The sequence below is a fragment of the Puniceibacterium confluentis genome, from assembly GCF_007923445.1.
In the GTDB taxonomy this organism is placed as follows: domain Bacteria; phylum Pseudomonadota; class Alphaproteobacteria; order Rhodobacterales; family Rhodobacteraceae; genus Puniceibacterium; species Puniceibacterium confluentis.
The window spans coordinates 1-16,315 of sequence record NZ_VOJI01000029.1; the positions used below are offsets into that span (position 1 = coordinate 1).

General features: G+C 61.5%; 13 protein-coding genes and 2 pseudogenes. 8 read left to right on the top strand and 7 right to left on the bottom strand.

Annotation, left to right across the window (positions count from 1 at the left end; translation table 11 throughout):
- Nucleotides 1-173: 173 nt before the first annotated feature.
- Complete coding sequence (locus FOY53_RS19730) at nucleotides 174-593, bottom strand: transposase (RefSeq protein ID WP_342784273.1); 420 nt, start codon at nucleotides 591-593, stop codon at nucleotides 174-176.
- A 479-nt stretch (nucleotides 594-1,072) separates the two neighbouring features.
- On the opposite strand from FOY53_RS19730, the gene FOY53_RS19735 reads away from it, so the two are divergent.
- Nucleotides 1,073-1,477 (top strand): helix-turn-helix domain-containing protein, encoded by a 405-nt coding sequence (locus FOY53_RS19735; RefSeq protein ID WP_146592038.1) that lies wholly within the window; start codon nucleotides 1,073-1,075, stop codon nucleotides 1,475-1,477.
- 771 nt (nucleotides 1,478-2,248) lie between these two features.
- On the opposite strand, the gene tnpC is transcribed toward FOY53_RS19735, so the two are convergent.
- From tnpC to FOY53_RS19750, 3 genes and pseudogenes are all read right to left on the bottom strand, one after another.
- A complete protein-coding gene (tnpC, locus tag FOY53_RS23820) occupies nucleotides 2,249-3,244 on the bottom strand; it encodes an IS66 family transposase (RefSeq protein ID WP_342784274.1) in 996 nt (331 codons plus the stop codon).
- 21 nt (nucleotides 3,245-3,265) lie between these two features.
- Nucleotides 3,266-3,607, bottom strand: a complete 342-nt coding sequence (locus FOY53_RS24150) for an IS66 family transposase zinc-finger binding domain-containing protein (protein WP_369333838.1) — start codon at nucleotides 3,605-3,607, stop codon at nucleotides 3,266-3,268.
- A 615-nt stretch (nucleotides 3,608-4,222) separates the two neighbouring features.
- Nucleotides 4,223-5,250 (bottom strand): annotated as a pseudogene (locus FOY53_RS19750) (IS110 family RNA-guided transposase).
- 208 nt (nucleotides 5,251-5,458) lie between these two features.
- Between FOY53_RS19750 and FOY53_RS19755 the strand changes: the two are divergent.
- Nucleotides 5,459-6,483: pseudogene (locus FOY53_RS19755) on the top strand (IS110 family RNA-guided transposase).
- A gap of 92 nt (nucleotides 6,484-6,575) precedes the next feature.
- Here the strand turns inward: FOY53_RS19755 and FOY53_RS19760 are convergent.
- Nucleotides 6,576-7,205 carry a DUF475 domain-containing protein gene (locus FOY53_RS19760; RefSeq protein WP_246107483.1) on the bottom strand — a complete coding sequence of 210 codons (630 nt, stop codon included), beginning with the start codon at nucleotides 7,203-7,205 and terminating at the stop codon, nucleotides 6,576-6,578.
- 96 nt (nucleotides 7,206-7,301) lie between these two features.
- Between FOY53_RS19760 and FOY53_RS19765 the strand changes: the two genes are divergently transcribed.
- The 4 genes from FOY53_RS19765 to FOY53_RS19780 all read left to right on the top strand — a co-directional run bounded on the left by FOY53_RS19765 (nucleotide 7,302) and on the right by FOY53_RS19780 (nucleotide 11,339).
- Nucleotides 7,302-8,255 (top strand): tripartite tricarboxylate transporter substrate binding protein, encoded by a 954-nt coding sequence (locus tag FOY53_RS19765; protein ID WP_186766682.1) that lies wholly within the window; start codon nucleotides 7,302-7,304, stop codon nucleotides 8,253-8,255.
- A 63-nt stretch (nucleotides 8,256-8,318) separates the two neighbouring features.
- Nucleotides 8,319-8,783: a tripartite tricarboxylate transporter TctB family protein gene (locus tag FOY53_RS19770; protein ID WP_146592042.1), complete on the top strand. Its 465-nt coding sequence runs from the start codon at nucleotides 8,319-8,321 to the stop codon at nucleotides 8,781-8,783.
- A 10-nt stretch (nucleotides 8,784-8,793) separates the two neighbouring features.
- Entirely contained in the window at nucleotides 8,794-10,314 is a 1,521-nt protein-coding gene (locus FOY53_RS19775; protein ID WP_146592043.1) for a tripartite tricarboxylate transporter permease, read from the top strand.
- A gap of 125 nt (nucleotides 10,315-10,439) precedes the next feature.
- Nucleotides 10,440-11,339, top strand: a complete 900-nt coding sequence (locus FOY53_RS19780; RefSeq protein ID WP_281289599.1) for a LysR family transcriptional regulator — start codon at nucleotides 10,440-10,442, stop codon at nucleotides 11,337-11,339.
- A gap of 18 nt (nucleotides 11,340-11,357) precedes the next feature.
- Here FOY53_RS19780 and FOY53_RS19785 read toward each other — a convergent pair whose 3' ends face one another.
- On the bottom strand, nucleotides 11,358-12,335 hold the full coding sequence (locus FOY53_RS19785) for a 2-hydroxyacid dehydrogenase (RefSeq protein ID WP_146592045.1): 978 nt from the start codon (nucleotides 12,333-12,335) through the stop codon (nucleotides 11,358-11,360).
- A complete protein-coding gene (locus FOY53_RS19790) occupies nucleotides 12,332-13,252 on the bottom strand; it encodes a dihydrodipicolinate synthase family protein (RefSeq protein WP_146592046.1) in 921 nt (306 codons plus the stop codon). Before FOY53_RS19790 ends, FOY53_RS19785 begins: the two co-directional genes overlap by 4 nt.
- Before the next feature lie 229 nt (nucleotides 13,253-13,481).
- On the opposite strand from FOY53_RS19790, the gene FOY53_RS19795 reads away from it, so the two are divergent.
- Together FOY53_RS19795 and FOY53_RS19800 are read left to right on the top strand one after the other, a co-directional pair.
- On the top strand, nucleotides 13,482-14,657 hold the full coding sequence (locus FOY53_RS19795) for an enolase C-terminal domain-like protein (RefSeq protein ID WP_146592047.1): 1,176 nt from the start codon (nucleotides 13,482-13,484) through the stop codon (nucleotides 14,655-14,657).
- Between the two features lie 123 nt (nucleotides 14,658-14,780).
- The gene (locus tag FOY53_RS19800; protein ID WP_146592048.1) at nucleotides 14,781-16,286 is read left to right on the top strand and encodes an ABC transporter substrate-binding protein; all 1,506 of its coding nucleotides are present in this window, start codon (nucleotides 14,781-14,783) and stop codon (nucleotides 16,284-16,286) included.
- The last annotated feature ends 29 nt before the right edge of the window (nucleotides 16,287-16,315 follow it).

A 16,315-nucleotide genomic window follows, 5' to 3' on the forward strand; every position in this document is an offset into this window, starting at 1 on the left:
CCTCCGGCAAACCATCAGGAAAAGTGAATCATGTCCTAAATCCCGCGTCCAGCGCGGGGTTTTTCAGCAGCGTGTTAAACCACAGCTGCTGCAGCGCAGCAATGGTTAATGCTGCGCTGCAGCTTTGTTGCGCAAAAGGCTGAGGGTTGGCCTCCTCCTTTACCTAGAAGGACTCACCCTACGGGCTCCGTGACAGGGATACCGAGCGCGGTGTTTCCGTCCAGGATGGCAGCACGGACATGGAGTTCTGCAACCCGACGATCGAAGTCCCGCGCCATGAGGCGTTGCCCCAACAGCTTCACGCAATGGATTTTTGTCTCGGCGCGGCTTCCGCCATGGATTCTTGATGCGCGAAGCGCTTCGTTGCGGGCTATCGCACCACGGCTCGATAGCTTCCATGGCTTGGTATTTTTTGCGTGGCGGTATGACGGCGTGTGCGCCACGTTCCGCAACAGCATTGTGGCCTTTCGACTATGGTAGGCGCCGTCGACTGTGACGGTGCCGATCTCCACGTCGGCAGCGATCTGGTCAAGCAACTCGGGCAGCATCCGCGCATCGTCGACATTGCACCCGGTGATTTTGATCGCCCGGATGGCCGCTTAAAGCTTATGCTGAATCGCCGCAGTCAAGGCGAAAATCCGCGGCACCGCGCTTGGGCAGCGGCTCTCGACCTAGCAGGCATGTACCGCACCCCTCGTCACCGCTTTCGGACAAGGGCTGCGAGACCACGCCTGCGCGTCTCCGCCAAGTTCCGCCTCGGCGAGAAGCTCGCATACATCCATAGTCTCCAAGACTTTCTGCCGTGCTCTGCGGCTGCAGTCACAACAGCCACCAGCTCCTCGCCCATCTCAAGAGGGTTTTGTTAGCCCTCTTCGTGGCGGCATTCTGCACCGCAAATATGCCGACTATCAGTGCGTCAAGCTGCTACCTCGCCGACGGACAGCGTTGTTCAGCTGAGCTCAATATTTTTCTCACCACTGAACACCCAACGCACTCCCGTCGTGTCCATTTCTATAAACATATCAAGCAGTAACACATCGTTCTGCATGATCATTCCAGAATGGATTCACAAATGGCGAAATCACTTCCCTATGCACATACACCGTTAAGTGCGTTCATCACTCAGCGCATCCTCCAGATGCGCCCGCTCAAGAGCCAGGTCGAAATTGCTACCGAAGCGGGCTTTGTGAGCACGAACATGCTGAGCATGGTCAAGAGCGGCAAGACGCGCCTGCCGCTGGACCGTGTCCCGGCACTGGCCAGGGCTTTGGACTGCGACCCCAGACGCCTTTTCCAGCTGGCCATTGCCCAGGGCGGCTATGAAACCACCCGCAGCGCGATCGAAGATGTTTTCGGCACAATCATCACGCGCAACGAAGCGGTCTGGCTGGAAGAGATCCGTGCAGCATCAGACCATATGGACCCGACGATGACGGCGCGGGCCAAGTCTGCCATTCGCGCGGTTTTTGGCAAATGAGCACGACACCAAGAGTTCAGCGTCCTGAAACCGGGGACGGCCCCTATTCTGAAAACGAGCGCGCTTGGATCATCTTCATCCGTTTGCTGTCAGATGGAGACGATCACGGACCCACACTCGCCGCAATCCAGGCACTGCGTGCGGCGTTTGCGGGACGAATAGGAAATGGCCGCTGGTGCTAATCAGACTGCCGGTGAGGCAGCCTTAACCGAAATGCCCCGGATAAGCGCTGCCAGCCTCAACTATATGTTGTGTACGGATATGCACCTTTCCTGCACCTTGCTTCCTGTAGACGGAGAACCCATGCGCCCTGCAAAACGTTGTCGTCGCCCGCCCTTTACCGCTTTGGATGTAAAGGTTGGGCAAGGTAGAGGTAAAGGATACTTGCCCGAGTCCCGTCCCAAGCGCCGCTCTTGTAGCATTCTAAAAATTCCGGAAGCTCTTGCCAAGACACAGAAAAACAAGGTTTGTGTCGCTTCCATCAACCGACCGCCACATCAGAAGCCGAAGTTACGTTTTGCAGGCTTTCAGTGTTTCTTGTCGTCGCCAATTGCCCGGCTCATTGTGCCTATCTGCCGCGCGCGCCCATTTCTCGGACACAACATGTAGTCCTTGCTGAACGCGGGTGAGCGGTCCAACGGGAGTACGCATGATGCGATGCAGGAAAAGGTGACGACGGAACCGGGGAAAGAGGGTGGCGCAGCGCAGGCACCTTTGTCGCTCGCACCCGCGTCCGGGAATGTATCCGTCCGGTCCCGCAGCGCTTGACGCCTATTTCGGCGTCCATTTCCATGGCGCGAGTTCGCCGATGCGGTTGATCTTATGATCAGCGATACGCTCGGGAACCCAGGTATGCCAGGCTTCGGGATTTACGCCGTTCATGCGGGCTGTTTCGATGAGCGTGTAGGCGATGGCCGCAGCCTTGCCTCCCCCTTCCGAGCCCATGAAGAGGTCGTTTTTCCTGCCGAGAGTCAGGGGTCTGATTGACCGATCACAGAAGATGTTGTTGTCGAGTTCCAGAAGCCGGTTGTCGAGGTATTGACGTGCCTTTGGGATGCGGCCGAGCGCGTAGCGGATCACATAGGCCAGCTTGGCCTTGCCGGATATTTTCGGCATTTGCAGCTTTAGCCAGTCCTCCAGTTCATCGAAGACCGACTTGGCCTTCGCCTGCCGCAGGGCGACACGTTCATCCGGGCATTTGTAGCGCGCATCCCTTTCCACGGCATAGAGCCTGGCGATCCGCTCGATGGCGCCCCTGGCGATGACGGACCCATCGCGCTCGAAGACATCCGCGAACTTGCGGTCGACATGGACCATGCAGGCTTGTTCCGCGGCGAGCCCGTGGTCGAACAGGCCATTGAGCCCGGTGAAGCCGTCCATTGCCCGGCAGGCGATTGCGGAGCAATCTGCCGAGGGGGCATGCACGATGCCTCTGTAGCCCGGAAGATGGGCAGAGGGGCGCTCTCCCTTCCGATCCACGCTGAACTGATACCACGCGCAGGGCGGCGCCTGTCCGCTCCATGGACGCTCATCGCGGACATGGCTCCAGAGCCGCGCGGTGTGCGCCTTGCCCGTCTTTGCACCGGTCTGCATCTTGACGGGAGTATCGTCGGCGAACACGGCAGGACCCGCACGCACAAGTTTGCCGATGTGATCGGCCAGCGGTTCCAACAGCGCCGTCGACCGCCCCACCCAGTCGGTCAATGTCGATCGGTGCAGGTCGGGTTTCCCGCGCGCACAAATCTCTGACCGGCGATATGATGGCAGGAGATCGCAATCACTTGGCCGTCAGCACATGTACGAGAAGGCCGGGACCGGCGCGGCCGCGCTCGATGGGGCGGCTCGGCAACGGTGCCTGCGCGAAGGTCTCGCAGAAGTTGCAGGCCATGTGCTACCTGACAGGTGATTTGCAGGGCAAATCTGCCGAGGGTGCGGGCGCACGACCTGGCGGACAACAAACCGGCCCGGGATGTATTCCAGCTCCAGCGTCACATCCTCGCCGGGTGGGCGCAGGGCGCCGTTACAGGAGGCGCAGGCATCGCCCGGAGACAGAACCTCGGTCTGTCGCTCAAAGTGATCGGGCAGCGGGGCGCGGCTGTGTTGCCGTTTGGCGGGCGTTTCGGACTGCACAGCATCGTCATGCCGGGACTGAGCCGCCTGCGCGATCTCGGGGCCTTCCTGCAAGTCGAAGGCCAGCTGATCGAGGCTTTGAGATTTCGAACCGCGCCTTGCGATGAGGCGCCAGTTGCCCTTGCAGGTCTTCCACCTTCAGGGTCAGAGACTTGTTCTCTTCGCCGCTCAGGGCGACCAGCCCGCCCATCAGGATCATCCAGACGGGATTTCAGGCTCTCCAGCATGGCTGGGACATACCGGACCGGTTGCCATGACGGAACAAGAAATGCGCCAAAAACCCCTGTTTTGTTGACTATCCCGGCCTGCAATGGCCGCCATGTCTTCGTGCGCCAATGTTGCTGGGGCCATGTATGGATGGCCCCTTGGCAAGAGCTTTGTCTGGGTTTGGCATCTGGTCGGTCGCGGCCATGTATACGGCGTCTAATATGCAGCAATTTTGCAGCTGCGCGCCCTGATGAAGTCAGCCGGCGGGCGGGGCTCGATCAATGGCACGCGCTCGCAGGCGCTTCGGTCCGAACGGGGTGTCCCGTTCCGCATTCTACCGACTCTATGCCATCACCTCACCATCTCTGGGCCTGCCGGTGCAATACCGGCGCGCCAATCTCTTCCGTCTCAGGCTGGGGCGGCTTGGTCGTTGCTGCCGCTGGCAATCAGGGCCCAGATCGTCCGGGCCATGCGGTTGGCCAGTGCGATTGCCGCGACCTTCACAGGTTTGCGGGCCAGCACCCGGTCTAGCCAGTCCGGTGCTTGATCAGGCTGAACCCGCGTCCGTCCTCGTCGTGCGCTGATCTGGGCCATGGCGCCGCAGATACCGATTGTCAGCCTTCGAGATCCGGCCGAGCCGCTCCTTGCCTCCGCTGGAATGGGGCCGCGGTGTGAGGCCCAGCCAAGATGCGTAGTCGCGTGCGCTGCGGAAGGCAGTCACGTCAGGTGTCGTCGCTGCAAACGCGCTCGACGAGATGGTGCCCACCCCGGGCACCGTCGCCAACCGCTGCGCCAGAGCGTCGTTGCGCTGCGTCTCGCCGATCCGCGCGGTGAGCCCATCGATCCGGGCCTGCGTGTCACGGAGCTGACAGGCCAGCACGTCGAGCGCCGGACCGGCTGCAGCAGGCACATCGCAGGCCGCCCCGAGCAGACGAACGACATTGTGAATACCCTTTGCCACGACGATGCCGGACTCGGCCAAGTGCGCGCAGATCGCACTGACGATCTGCGTTCTCTGCCGGACCAGGAAGTCCCGCGCCTTATGATCCAAAAGGGCAGCCTGCCGCTCGGCGGACTTCACCGGCGTCGTGCCGAAGGCACGCCTCTGGCGTGACGCGCATGGTTGGGCGCGTCGCCGCCTCGCAGATCGCTTCCGCATTGGCAGCGTCTATCTTGCCGCGCCTCACGTAGGGCTTGACGTAGGCGGGCGGCATCAGTCGAACATTGTGGCCGAGGCTGGCCAGCTCCCGCGCCCAGTAATGGGCCCCGGCGCAGGCTTCCATGCCCACAAGGCAGGGCTCCAGGCGCGAGAAGAACGCCGGCACCTGCGACCGACGCAACTGACGGCGGCAGACAATCGTGCCCTCCGCATCCACTGCGTGAACCTGGAAGACGTTCTTGGCCAGATCGAGGCCGATCGTGATAGGTTGGTCCATGGATGGCTTCCCTTAGGTGTGTGCTTCACGGACCCAGCTTGGCACAACGCGATGCCGCTGGCGGGGGCATCCACATGGGGCAATCGCGGGAGCGAGGCGCCCCGGGTCGACGGCTGGTCAGATTCTGGGAAGGTGGCTGCTCCCCGATATGATGAAAGTGCGGGCTCACGACAGGTAGCCGGGCCCAAGCCTCAATCGGAGAACAGCCATGGAAGACTATATCGGTCTTGACGTGTCCATAAAAGAAACAGCGGTTGTAATCCGCCGGGACGGACAACGTGTCTGGCGGGGAAGTGCGTCACCGATCCCGGTGCAATTTCAGCCCTCATCCGCAAGCGGGCACCGGCGGCCAAACGCGTTGTCTTTGAGACAGGGCCGCTCGCAGTGTGGCTTTTTCACGCGCTGAACACCATGGGGGTCCCGGTGATATGCATTGATGCGCGCCACGCGAAAGCTGCGCTCGACATGGCCCGAAACAAGACTGATGCGAATGATGCTGACGGTCTGGCGCATCTTGCCGAAGTCGGCTTCTACCGGGCAGTTCGCGTAAAAGGTTTCGAAAGCATGCTGACACGCACACTTGTAGGTGCGCGCCGCCGGCTGAGCCGGATGACCACACAGTTTTAGAACCAGATCCGGGGTGTCATGAAAACCTTCGGTCTCATCGTTCCCGCGGGCAAGGGAAGCAAGTTCAACCAAAATGTCCGAAACCTTCTTGCTGACCGGGCTGATCTGGCGGCCGTCGTTTTGCCACTGCCGGAGGCCTGGCAAAGCCTCCACGAACGGGTGGCCAGGCTTGGATCCCAGGTCACCGCGACCGCACGCCAACGGCAGGATTGTCGTCTCCTTATGTCGATCCCCGGAGTTGGCGCGATCACCGCCACGTCTTTGGTCGCTGCCATTGAAGATCCAGACAACTTCAGGAAGTCGCGTTCTGTCGGAGCTTGGGTCGGGTTGACGACACGGCGCTATCAGTCCGGGGAGGTCGACCATGACGGCCACATTTCCCGACGTGCAGACAAACAGCTGCGATGGCTGCTCTACGAGGCCGCATCGACCATTCTGACTCGTGTCTCAGCTGCAAGCAGCTTGCGCACTTGGGGTCTCGGGCTGCGCCAAAGGGCCGGCTTCAGACGCGCCGCTGTCGCCGTGGCGCGCAAGCGCGCCGTGATCATGCATGCTATGCTGAAAACCGGGGAGGTCTTCGATCCAAAGATAGGCTCCGCACCCTGAACCCAAACAGATAGCGTTCAAAACCAGAACGCTTGATCTGTCCCTGCCGGGACGTGGGCCGGGTCATTCCGTTGATGGGGTTGCACCGTTCATCAGAACGAGTGCGTCATCCACATTGAAGCCCCCCCGCGAAGCCCCAACATGCGGCGGCCCAGTGCCGACCGCGGAGACAACCATGCATCCGGCAGGCGCATTTCAAAGCGCAAAGGGATTGAAGTCGTAACAGCGATTAGACAACACCAACAATGGCTCACCATGCGCCAGTCGATCCCTTCCGGCAGCCGTGAAAAGCCCATGGTCACAAGCAGGACAAAGGCGACTTCGATGCCGCGAATGGTGGCGTATTTCGCCACGCCCCGCTCGAGCCACTGGATCCAGTGCACGTCCTTTTCATGATCGAAAAAGAAGCCGAGGCAGACCACCATCAGGAAGGCGCCACCAAAGGCCGCAATGGGCAGGTGCGCCTCCTGCATGATCCGGGCGTATTCCTCTGGCCGGGCGGCGGCGAGCATCACCGCCTGCCAGGGGCCGATGTTGGCGGCGATGAGAATGCCCTCGGCAGCGGGGCACCTGAAACGCGGGCCAAACCGCAGGTCAGAGCCTTGTGGAAGCAGTTTCGCTCCATTGCGTGCGTTTCCAGGATGCAACCAGGGGCTTGTGGCAAGAGTGCGAAGGCATGCCGTTCTGGCTCTTTTATTCGATACGAAAAAGGTATCGGTCAATCCCTTTGTAACATTGGACCGTATCGGTGGGGCCAACTACCAATGGCCAATGTCAAGGGCGGCACTCCTGTCGCCCATGCAAGGGAGGACACTCGCATGATCAAAGGTATTTTCAGCACGATATTCAGCTTTGCCGCCGCATTTACAGTGGCAGTGCCAGGCAGCGCGACAGCGCAGGACCAGTGGCCCAGCGGACCCATCCAGATCGTCGTGCCCTACGGCGCGGGCGGCGACACCGACTTTCACGCCCGGGTGCAGGCAAAGTACCTTGAACCGATCCTTGGTGTTGCCATGCCGGTGATCAATGTCACTGGCGCCGGGGGATCGATCGGCGCCCGACAGGCAAAGGATGCCGCTGCGGATGGTCAGACCGTGTTGCTGTTCCACACCGCGATGCTGGTGAACACCGCCTCGGGCCTGGCGGACTTTTCGTGGCGCGATTTTGAACTTGCAGGCATTTCGGGCCGGGAGCCGGGCGGCATTCTCGTCGTCAAGGCCGATGCCCCCTGGCAGAGCATGAGCGACCTGATCGATGCCACCAAGGCTGATCCGGGTGCAATTGACCTCACAACCAATACAGGTGCCACCACCTATCTTGTCGGCGCCCTGCTGAACAACACGGGTGCAGGGTTCAACTTTGTCGATGTCGGCGGTTCCGCCGATCGGCTCGCGGCTGTTCTGGGTGGAAACGTCGATGTTTCGCAAAACCCGCTTGGCCAGGTGAAACCCTATATCGACAACGGAGAGCTGCGCGGCCTGGGCAGCCTGGCCGAGGCCCGTACCGCGGCACTGCCTGACGTTCCGACGATTGCCGAGCAGGGATACGACGTGGCGTTTCAGTACAGCTACTTTTATCTCTTTCCCAAAGGCACCGCGCAGGAAGTGGTCGACAAGTTCGCCGAAGCCCTGAAGGCCGTAGTCGAGAACAATCCCGATTATGCCGAAGAGATCCGCACGACCTATTTCGAGGAACCTTACTACCGCGCGCCGGACGATGCCGCCAAGGAACTCGATGCTGCGGAAAGCCAGATCAATTCGGTCGAATTCTGAAAAACGTCGGTGCCGGAGTAACTTGCCCCCGGCACCACCGCCCGCCCTGGGAGGAGGGAGCATATGACGAAAACTGTCAGAGATATGATCGCGGGGGCAACGCTTCTGGCGTTGTCCATCGGTGCTTGGTGGGTGGCCACCGGTATCACCAGCAAGATGAAGACCGGGGTGGACTCCGGTTACTTCCCTGAAAGAGCCGCCATACTACTCGGCGCTCTGTCCGCGATGATCCTGATCCGTGCCGTCCTTCGCCGCGAAAGTGGTGTTGCAGAGGAGGCGGATGCGCGCAGCGATCAGCGCAATGTGCTGGCGGTCTTTGCCACCTTTGTCGTCTATGCCGTCGTTCTGCCCCAGGTCGGCTTTATCGTCTCCACCGTGATCTTCTTTGTTGTCATGATGACACTTCTGGCCCCCGATTCCGGTCGCAACTGGCTGGCCTTCCTGGTTGTCGCAACCCTGATGACACTGGCAATTCATACAGCTTTCACGCGCGGGTTCGGCGTTGTCCTGCCCAGTGGCCCCTTCTGAGGAGCACCTCATGTCTTCTATGGCTTCCGGCGTCCTGGACGTCTTTCAGCTTATGCCGCTCCTGGCGATCTTTGGCGGGGTCGTCATCGGGATCATCTTCGGCTCGATCCCCGGTCTCACCGCAACCATGGCAATCGCCCTCTGCCTTCCGCTGACCTTCGGCGTCGATCCGGTGATCAGCCTCAGCCTGCTTGTCGGGCTTTTCGTCGGTGGCATCTCTGGTGGTCTCATCACGGCGATCCTTTTGAACATTCCCGGCACGCCGTCGTCGATTGCGACCACGTTCGACGGCTATCCGATGACCCAAAGAGGCGAGGGCGGGCGGGCACTGGGCCTTGCTGTATTCTACAGCTTTCTCGGCACGGTCGTGGGCTGGTTGGTGTTGTTCTTCTTCACCCCGCCGCTGGCGCGCATGGCGCTCCAGTTTGGCACCTACGAATATTTTGCGATCTCGGTCTTTGCCCTGACATTGGTCGCCGGCCTGTCGGGCGGCAATATGGTCAAGGGTCTCGCTTCGGCCACCTTCGGCCTGCTTGTCGCGATGATCGGCCTTGCGCCCATTGACGGTTACCGACGCTTTACCTTCGGCTGGAATGCGCTGGACGGTGGCCTTGGTCTGCTGCCCGTGCTGCTGGGTCTGTTCGCCTTGTCCGAGGTGCTGAAACACGCAGCCGAGGCGCGCGCAACGCTTCCAACCAAAGTACCCGCGTTCCGGCTGACCGGGTTCTTCGGCGTCACCTGGTTGGACTTTCGCAGCTATATGCCGAATTTCCTGCGCTCGAGCGCCATCGGCGTCGGGGTCGGTCTGCTGCCGGGCATCGGCTCGGGGACGTCCAACTTTCTAGCCTATATGGCGGCGCGCAGTGCGTCAAAGGCGCCTGAACGCTTCGGCAAAGGCGAGCCGCAGGGCCTGATCGCATCCGAATCCGCCAACAATGCCGGCATTGGCGCTGCGATGGTTCCGCTTATCGCGCTGGGAATTCCGGGCGACGCCACCACCGCGCTCATGCTGGGCGGTTTCCTGATCCACGGCATACAGCCCGGTCCGATGCTGTTCACAACCAACGCCTCGCTGGTCTATTCGATCTCGACGGCACTGATTGTCGCCGCCTTCGTCATGCTTTTCGTAGAGTATTTCGGCATCCGGCTTTTCGTGCGCATTCTTGCCGTGCCCAAGCATTACCTGTTGGCCAGTGTGACTGTGATGTGCGTTCTCGGCGCCTTCGCCGCGAACAACCGCATGTTCGACGTCTACACGTTGATCGCCTTCGGTGCCCTCGGCTATGCCATGCTTCGGTTTGACTTTCCTTTTGCGCCGCTCGTTCTCGGCTTTATCCTTGGCCCAATGATCGAGCGAAACCTGCGCAGCGCACTGATGTCCACACGCGGAGAGTTTCTTCCCTTCCTTGAGCGGCCGGTAACTGCTGCTTTCCTGGGGTTGGCGTTGTTATATGTGGTCTGGACCATAGCGAGCGCCATCTTCAAGCACAGGCGTCACCTGCGGGTCCCACCCGGCGAAACGCAGAGTTGAGCCTGGGAATGCGCAGCGGCTTTCCCGGTTCAGGACCGGCACAACTTGTCATGGATACTCCGGGGCGATCTACTCGACCTGAGGATCGCGCAAAGTCTCTGATGCGCGGCCAACCGGGCAGGCCGATGTTTGAACTAAACCAGCTAAGATGCTTCGTCGCGGTAGCAGCCGAAATGAATTTCCATCGCGCAGCCGAGCGTCTGAACATGACGCAGCCGCCGCTCAGCCGCCAGATTCAGCTGCTGGAGCGTAACATCGACGTGCAGCTTTTTGACCGCTCAGGGCGCAACATCCGGCTAACCGCCGGGGGGCGCCGGTTTCTGGTCGAAGCGCAGGATCTGCTCCGGCGGGCAGAGGAGGCGGCCCTGTCCACCCGCGCCACGGTCAGCGGCACGGTCGGCTCGGTTACGCTGGGCTTTGTTCCCATCGCCAATCTGGCCCTGTTGCCGCGTGTGGTGCCGCTTCTCAAACGCGAGATGCCCGGCGTCCATGTGGCACTGCGGGAAATGTTGACCGTGAACCAGATGGAGGCGCTTGAAAGCGGCCAGATCGACCTGGGCCTGCTGCGTATGCCGCGCGACCGGCGTAACATGAAGATGTACCCGCTTTTCGAAGAAAGCTACGTCCTGGCCATTCATCAGGACCATCCGTTCTGCAAGCGTGACACACTGGCGCTTGAGGATCTGAACGATCAGGACTTCCTGATGTATGCGCCCTCCGACGGCTGGTATGGCTACGATATCTTTAACGGGATCTTCGCCGCCCACGAGATCCGCCCCCGTTTCGTCCAGTATTTCGGCCAGACTCTTACAATGCTGTCGCTGGTCAACGCAGGTGGCGGGATGGCGATGGTGCCGGCAAGCTCTCACGTTCTCGGCTTCGAGAACGTCCGGTTCCGAACGATGGAACTACCGATGAAGGCGACCTCCGCCTATTTCCTCGCAACCAGCCCGTCAGGTCCCGAAAATCCGGCTGTCGAACGTGTCCAAGAGCTATTGCTGGCAGAATTTTCCGGGGACTCCTGAACCCTGGCAATAATGCTTTCAGGCGAACACCTGCCGGTTGACCGGGTTCATGGCCGGACGCCCCTCCAGAACCGCCGCGATGTTGTCGAGACAGCGCAGGCAGATGCCCTCTCGGGTTTCCACGGTGGCGGACCCGGCGTGAGGGGTCAGCGAGACATTCGGCATCGCCCGCAGCCGGGGATCGACCTGCGGTTCATCGGCGAAGGTGTCGAGTCCGGCGGCAAAAAGATGTCCGCTCTCAAGGGATTCGATCAGGGCGTTCTGATCCACCAGGGTGCCGCGTGCGGCGTTGATCAGGATGGCGCCCTTGGGGAGCTGCGCCAGCTCTGCCGCGCCAATCATGCCGCGGGTCGCGGGAAGATCGGGCAGGTGCAGCGTGAGCACATCCGAAAGGGGCAGAAGGGATTGCAGCGACTTGTGAAAGATCGCGCCTTCTACCGGCGCCACTGGCGGTTGCAGGTCGGTGAAATGAACCTCCATGCCAAAAGCACGCGCGCGCCGTGCCACAAGGCGGCCAATCTGACCCATACCGACGATTCCGATCCGTCGGTGGCCGACACTGCGGCCAAGCATTTCGTCGAATCCCAGCCGCCGGCCCCAGCCCTCGCGCATCAGGCGATCATATTCGACCGCGCGCCGACAACACATGAGGATGTGCATAAAGGCGATATCTGCGGCGCAGTCGGCGCCGATGTCGGGCACGTTGGTGACGGTGATTCCACGGGCCTCGGCGGCAACGGCATCCACATGATCCCATCCGATGCTGGTCGTGGCGATGACACGGATCGTCTTGGGCAGGGCGTTGATGCCTGCCGCATCCAGATGAAGGTTGCCGCCCATCAGGATGCCGCCGATCTGCTGCTCGCGGCAGATTGAAACGACCTCCTCGATGGACAGGTTGTGGTCAGCCAATGTGGCGTCGAAACGGGACTGCGCCGTCCGTGCAACCGCGGGCGGCACCGGGCGGGCGACGAGAAGCCGAAGGCACGCGCTCATGAGGCTTGTGCCTGCAAAAGCCCGTTGTCGCGCAGAAACCCCCCGAGCGCTTCGGACTGGCGGTTGGTCAGGGGCCAGGCCGACGGCGGACGTGTCGGCCCGCAGTCCAGCCCGATCATCTGAAGGGCCGTCTTGACGCCGGTCACGTTGGTGCCATTCATCTCCTGCGCCCGTATGTCCTCGAACACCTCCATGTCGGCGATGCGGGCACGTGCGGTTGCACAGTCTCCGGCCTCCAGTGCGGCATGAATTTCCATAGACCGCTCTGGCCAGACGTTGATCAGCCCCGACGTGAAGCCCCGCGCGCCGACGGCATAGAACGTGGGCGCCCAGACCTCGGCCAGACCTCCGACCCAGACAATATGGTCCGGGCAGGCTTTCATTGCTTCGGCCAGCTTCAGCGGGTTCGGCGTGGCCCATTTGACCCCGGCAACCCCCTCGATCGCGCAGAGGGCGGCAATGTTTGCCGTGCCGATCGTGTCGTTGCGCAGGTAGAGCATCAGCGGCAGGCCGTCCGATACGTCACGGATCCGGCTGATGTAATCGACAATCCCGCGTGGCGAAACGAAAGGGTCGGGCGGCTGGTGGATCATCAGGCCCTCGGCCCCGGCGCGGACGCTGGCTTTGGTCAGAGCAACGGCATCGCCGACAGAGCGCCCCACGCCGGCCAGCAGCGGCGCGCGACCATCCAGCATCTCGGCGGCGGCGGCAACATAAGCTTCGGCCTCGGCGGTGGTCAGGGCGTAGAACTCGCCCGTGTTTCCGTTGGCGACCAGGATATGGATTCCGGCCTCGACCGAACGGTCGATGATCGGCCGGAGTTTTTTCATCTCAAGACAGTCATCCCGATCGAACGGTGTCACCAGGATGCCGGAGATGCCGTGCAGGCGTTGCGTGATCCGTTGGCCGGTGGGCATGGATTTTCTCCCTCTAAATTCCTGGTCAGGCTTGGCCCGGCACAGATCGGAAGTCCAATGCGGGATGGCTGTCGAATGATACCTTTTCTGTATCAGGCGCTCCCCTTTGACCGATCCAATTCAGGTATCAACCGCGCCCGTCTTGGCATTGGACAGCTATCAGTGCCGGGGCCTAGCGTGCCGGACATCACGGAAATGCCGCTCTCGGGGCGGCTTGGAGGAGACGACCATGGCGCGCATCGAGAAGGTGGAAATTGTCCGCTTCACCACTGACACCCCCAACTTTGACAGGGATTATTCCAACGACATCGTTGCCGGCACGATGGCCTACCGCAGGGGCGCGACGCTCAAGCGGCCACTGCTTCTGGTCCAGATTACGGATGTCGACGGCGTGATGGGTGAATACGCCAACTGGGCACCCAGCGGAACCTGGGACAGCGCGGTCACCACAGCAAAAATGACGGTCGGGCGTGACTGGACCGACCGCGAAGGCATCTGGCGCAACGCCCGCCGCGCCAACCGCCCTGGCAACCCCTACGGCCTTTCCTTCATCGACATCGCCCTGTGGGATCTGGCCGGCAAGGCCTGGAATGCCTCTCTGTCCGACCTGCTCGGGGGCTGGCGCAAGGACGTGCGGTCCTATGCCTCTTGCAACAACGGCGACCGCAGCGGCAACCTCAGCAGCAAAGAGGCCGTGGCAGAGTTTTTTCTTGGCCTGAAAGAACGCGGCTGGACCGGTTTCAAGATGCACAGCTGGAACGAAGGCAACCAGCGCGAAGAACTCGCCAACGTCCTGAACATGCGCAAGGCCCTGGGCGACGAGGTCGAACTGATGCTCGACCCGGCCTGCGTCTTTGACAATCTGCACGATGCCATTCAGGTGGGCCGCGCCTGCGCGGATGCAAAGTTCCGCTGGATCGAAGATCCGTTGCGCCCCATCGGTCTTGGGGCGTTCCAGCACAAGAAGCTGCGCGAAGCCATCGACATTCCGGTCCTGCAGACCGAGCACGTCGCCGGCCCCGAGGCCAAGGCCGACTTCTTGCTGGCTGGCGGCACCGATCTGTTGCGGGCGGATGTCCACTATGACCTCGGGATAACGGGCGCGCTAAAGACCATCCGTTTCGGAGAGTGTCTTGGCGTCAGCACAGAGCTGCACGCGCCGTCGCCGGTTCACCGTCACCTGATCGCCTGCCAGCAGGCCGAAACGATGTACGAGGTTGCCAACGTATCGCCAGCCATGGATGACCCGTCGCCGCTGATCTACACCTGCGGCTACTCCGACAACATCGCGTCCATCTCGCCGCAGGGCACCCTGCCTGTGCCGCAGGGACCGGGCGTCGGCGTCTCTTATGACATGGACCTCATTGCGGCAAACACCCTGCAAAAGGAAGTCGTGACCGCCTGAAAGGGCTTGGACCGATCATGCGCGGTCAGGCGAGGAGAGCTGACCTGCGCAGAATGACAGTGCCGGTGCACACCCGGGCAATGTCGCTATTGCCGTCAAAACACAAAAGGGAGGAACTTTGTTATGAGAACCGTTTTTGGGCCGGGCATCCTGGCCGGAATCCTGCTGGCCACATCCGCCATTGTTGCCAGCGCGCAATCGATCACGGTGGTCTTGCCGGAAGAGCCGCCTTCGTTGGAGCCCTGCGAATCCAAACATTCCAGCGTTGGCCGTGTCATCATCCGGAACGTCACCCAATCGCTCACCGTCATCGAGCCCACCTCGGGAGCACTGGAACCCCTGCTGGCAACGTCCTGGGAGCAGCTTGACGAGCTGACCTGGCGGTTCAAGCTGCGTGAGGGGGTCACCTTTTCAGATGGCGCGGACTTTGACGCCGCTGCTGTTGCCACTGCCATCGAGCGGCTCCAGCGAGAGGACATCGTCTGCAACACCAAGCAGCAAACGCTTGGCGGCGTTGAACTGACGGCGACGCCGGTTGATGCGCTTACCCTGGACATCACGACCAGCGAGCCGGTGCCGATCCTCCCGACGATGATGAGCGTAGTGCAGGTAAGTGCGCCGTCGATGCCGATAGAGGGCGCAAGCCGCCAGCCGGTCGGAACCGGCCCTTATACGCTGACCTCCTGGAAAGCCGGCGAAAGCATCAGCCTTGCGCTGCGCGGCGACTACTGGGGTGACAAACCGGAAGTGAGTGACGCAACCTTCGTCTGGCGGTCCGAGTCAGCGGTCCGCGCGGCGATGGTCGAAAAAGGCGAGGCCGATATCGCCCTGGTCATCGCTGGCGTGGACGCAGATGACCCGCAAATGGACTTTGCCTATCCAAATGGCGAAACCACGCGGATGCGCATTTCGACAAAGGTGCCACCGCTGGACGATGTAAGGGTACGCCGGGCGATGAACCTCGCGCTTGACCTTGAGGCGATGAAACCGATCATCGGATCGGAGGCCCAGCTTGCCTCGCAACTCGTCGGCCCCGCGGTCAACGGCTTTGACGCCGACTTGAAGCCCTTTGGTTACGATCCCGAGGAGGCGGCCGCGCTGGTCAAGGCCGCTCAGGCCGATGGCATGCCGGTCGACCAGACCATCACCATCATCGGCAGGGAAGGCATCTATCCCGGTTCAACCGAAATCCTCGAGGCCATGCAGGCCCTCTGGTCCGAGATTGGCCTGACCACCGAGATCCGCACCTTCGACACTGGCAACTGGCTACGCTACCAAAACCGCCCGTTCCCCGAGCCCGACATGCCGAACGTCCACACCGACCAGCACGACAACCTGCTGGGGGACGCGACCTTTACCCTGTTCAACAAGTACCACTCCGACGGCGTCAATTCCACGCTCCACGATGCCGAGGTGGACGCGCTCATCGAAAAGGGTGAACCGGCCACCGGCGCCGCGCGGACCGAGGCGTTTCAGGCCGCTTTCGCCCGCATCCATGACGACCTCGTGGCAGACGTCTTCATGTATCACATGGTCGGTTACACGCGGGTCAGCCCGCGCGTGATCTGGAAGCCCTCTGTCTCGACAAACAGCGAACTCGATCTTTCGCAGGTCAGGATGGCCGACTGAGAGCCGGGCCGCGCCAGTTTGCCGACGCG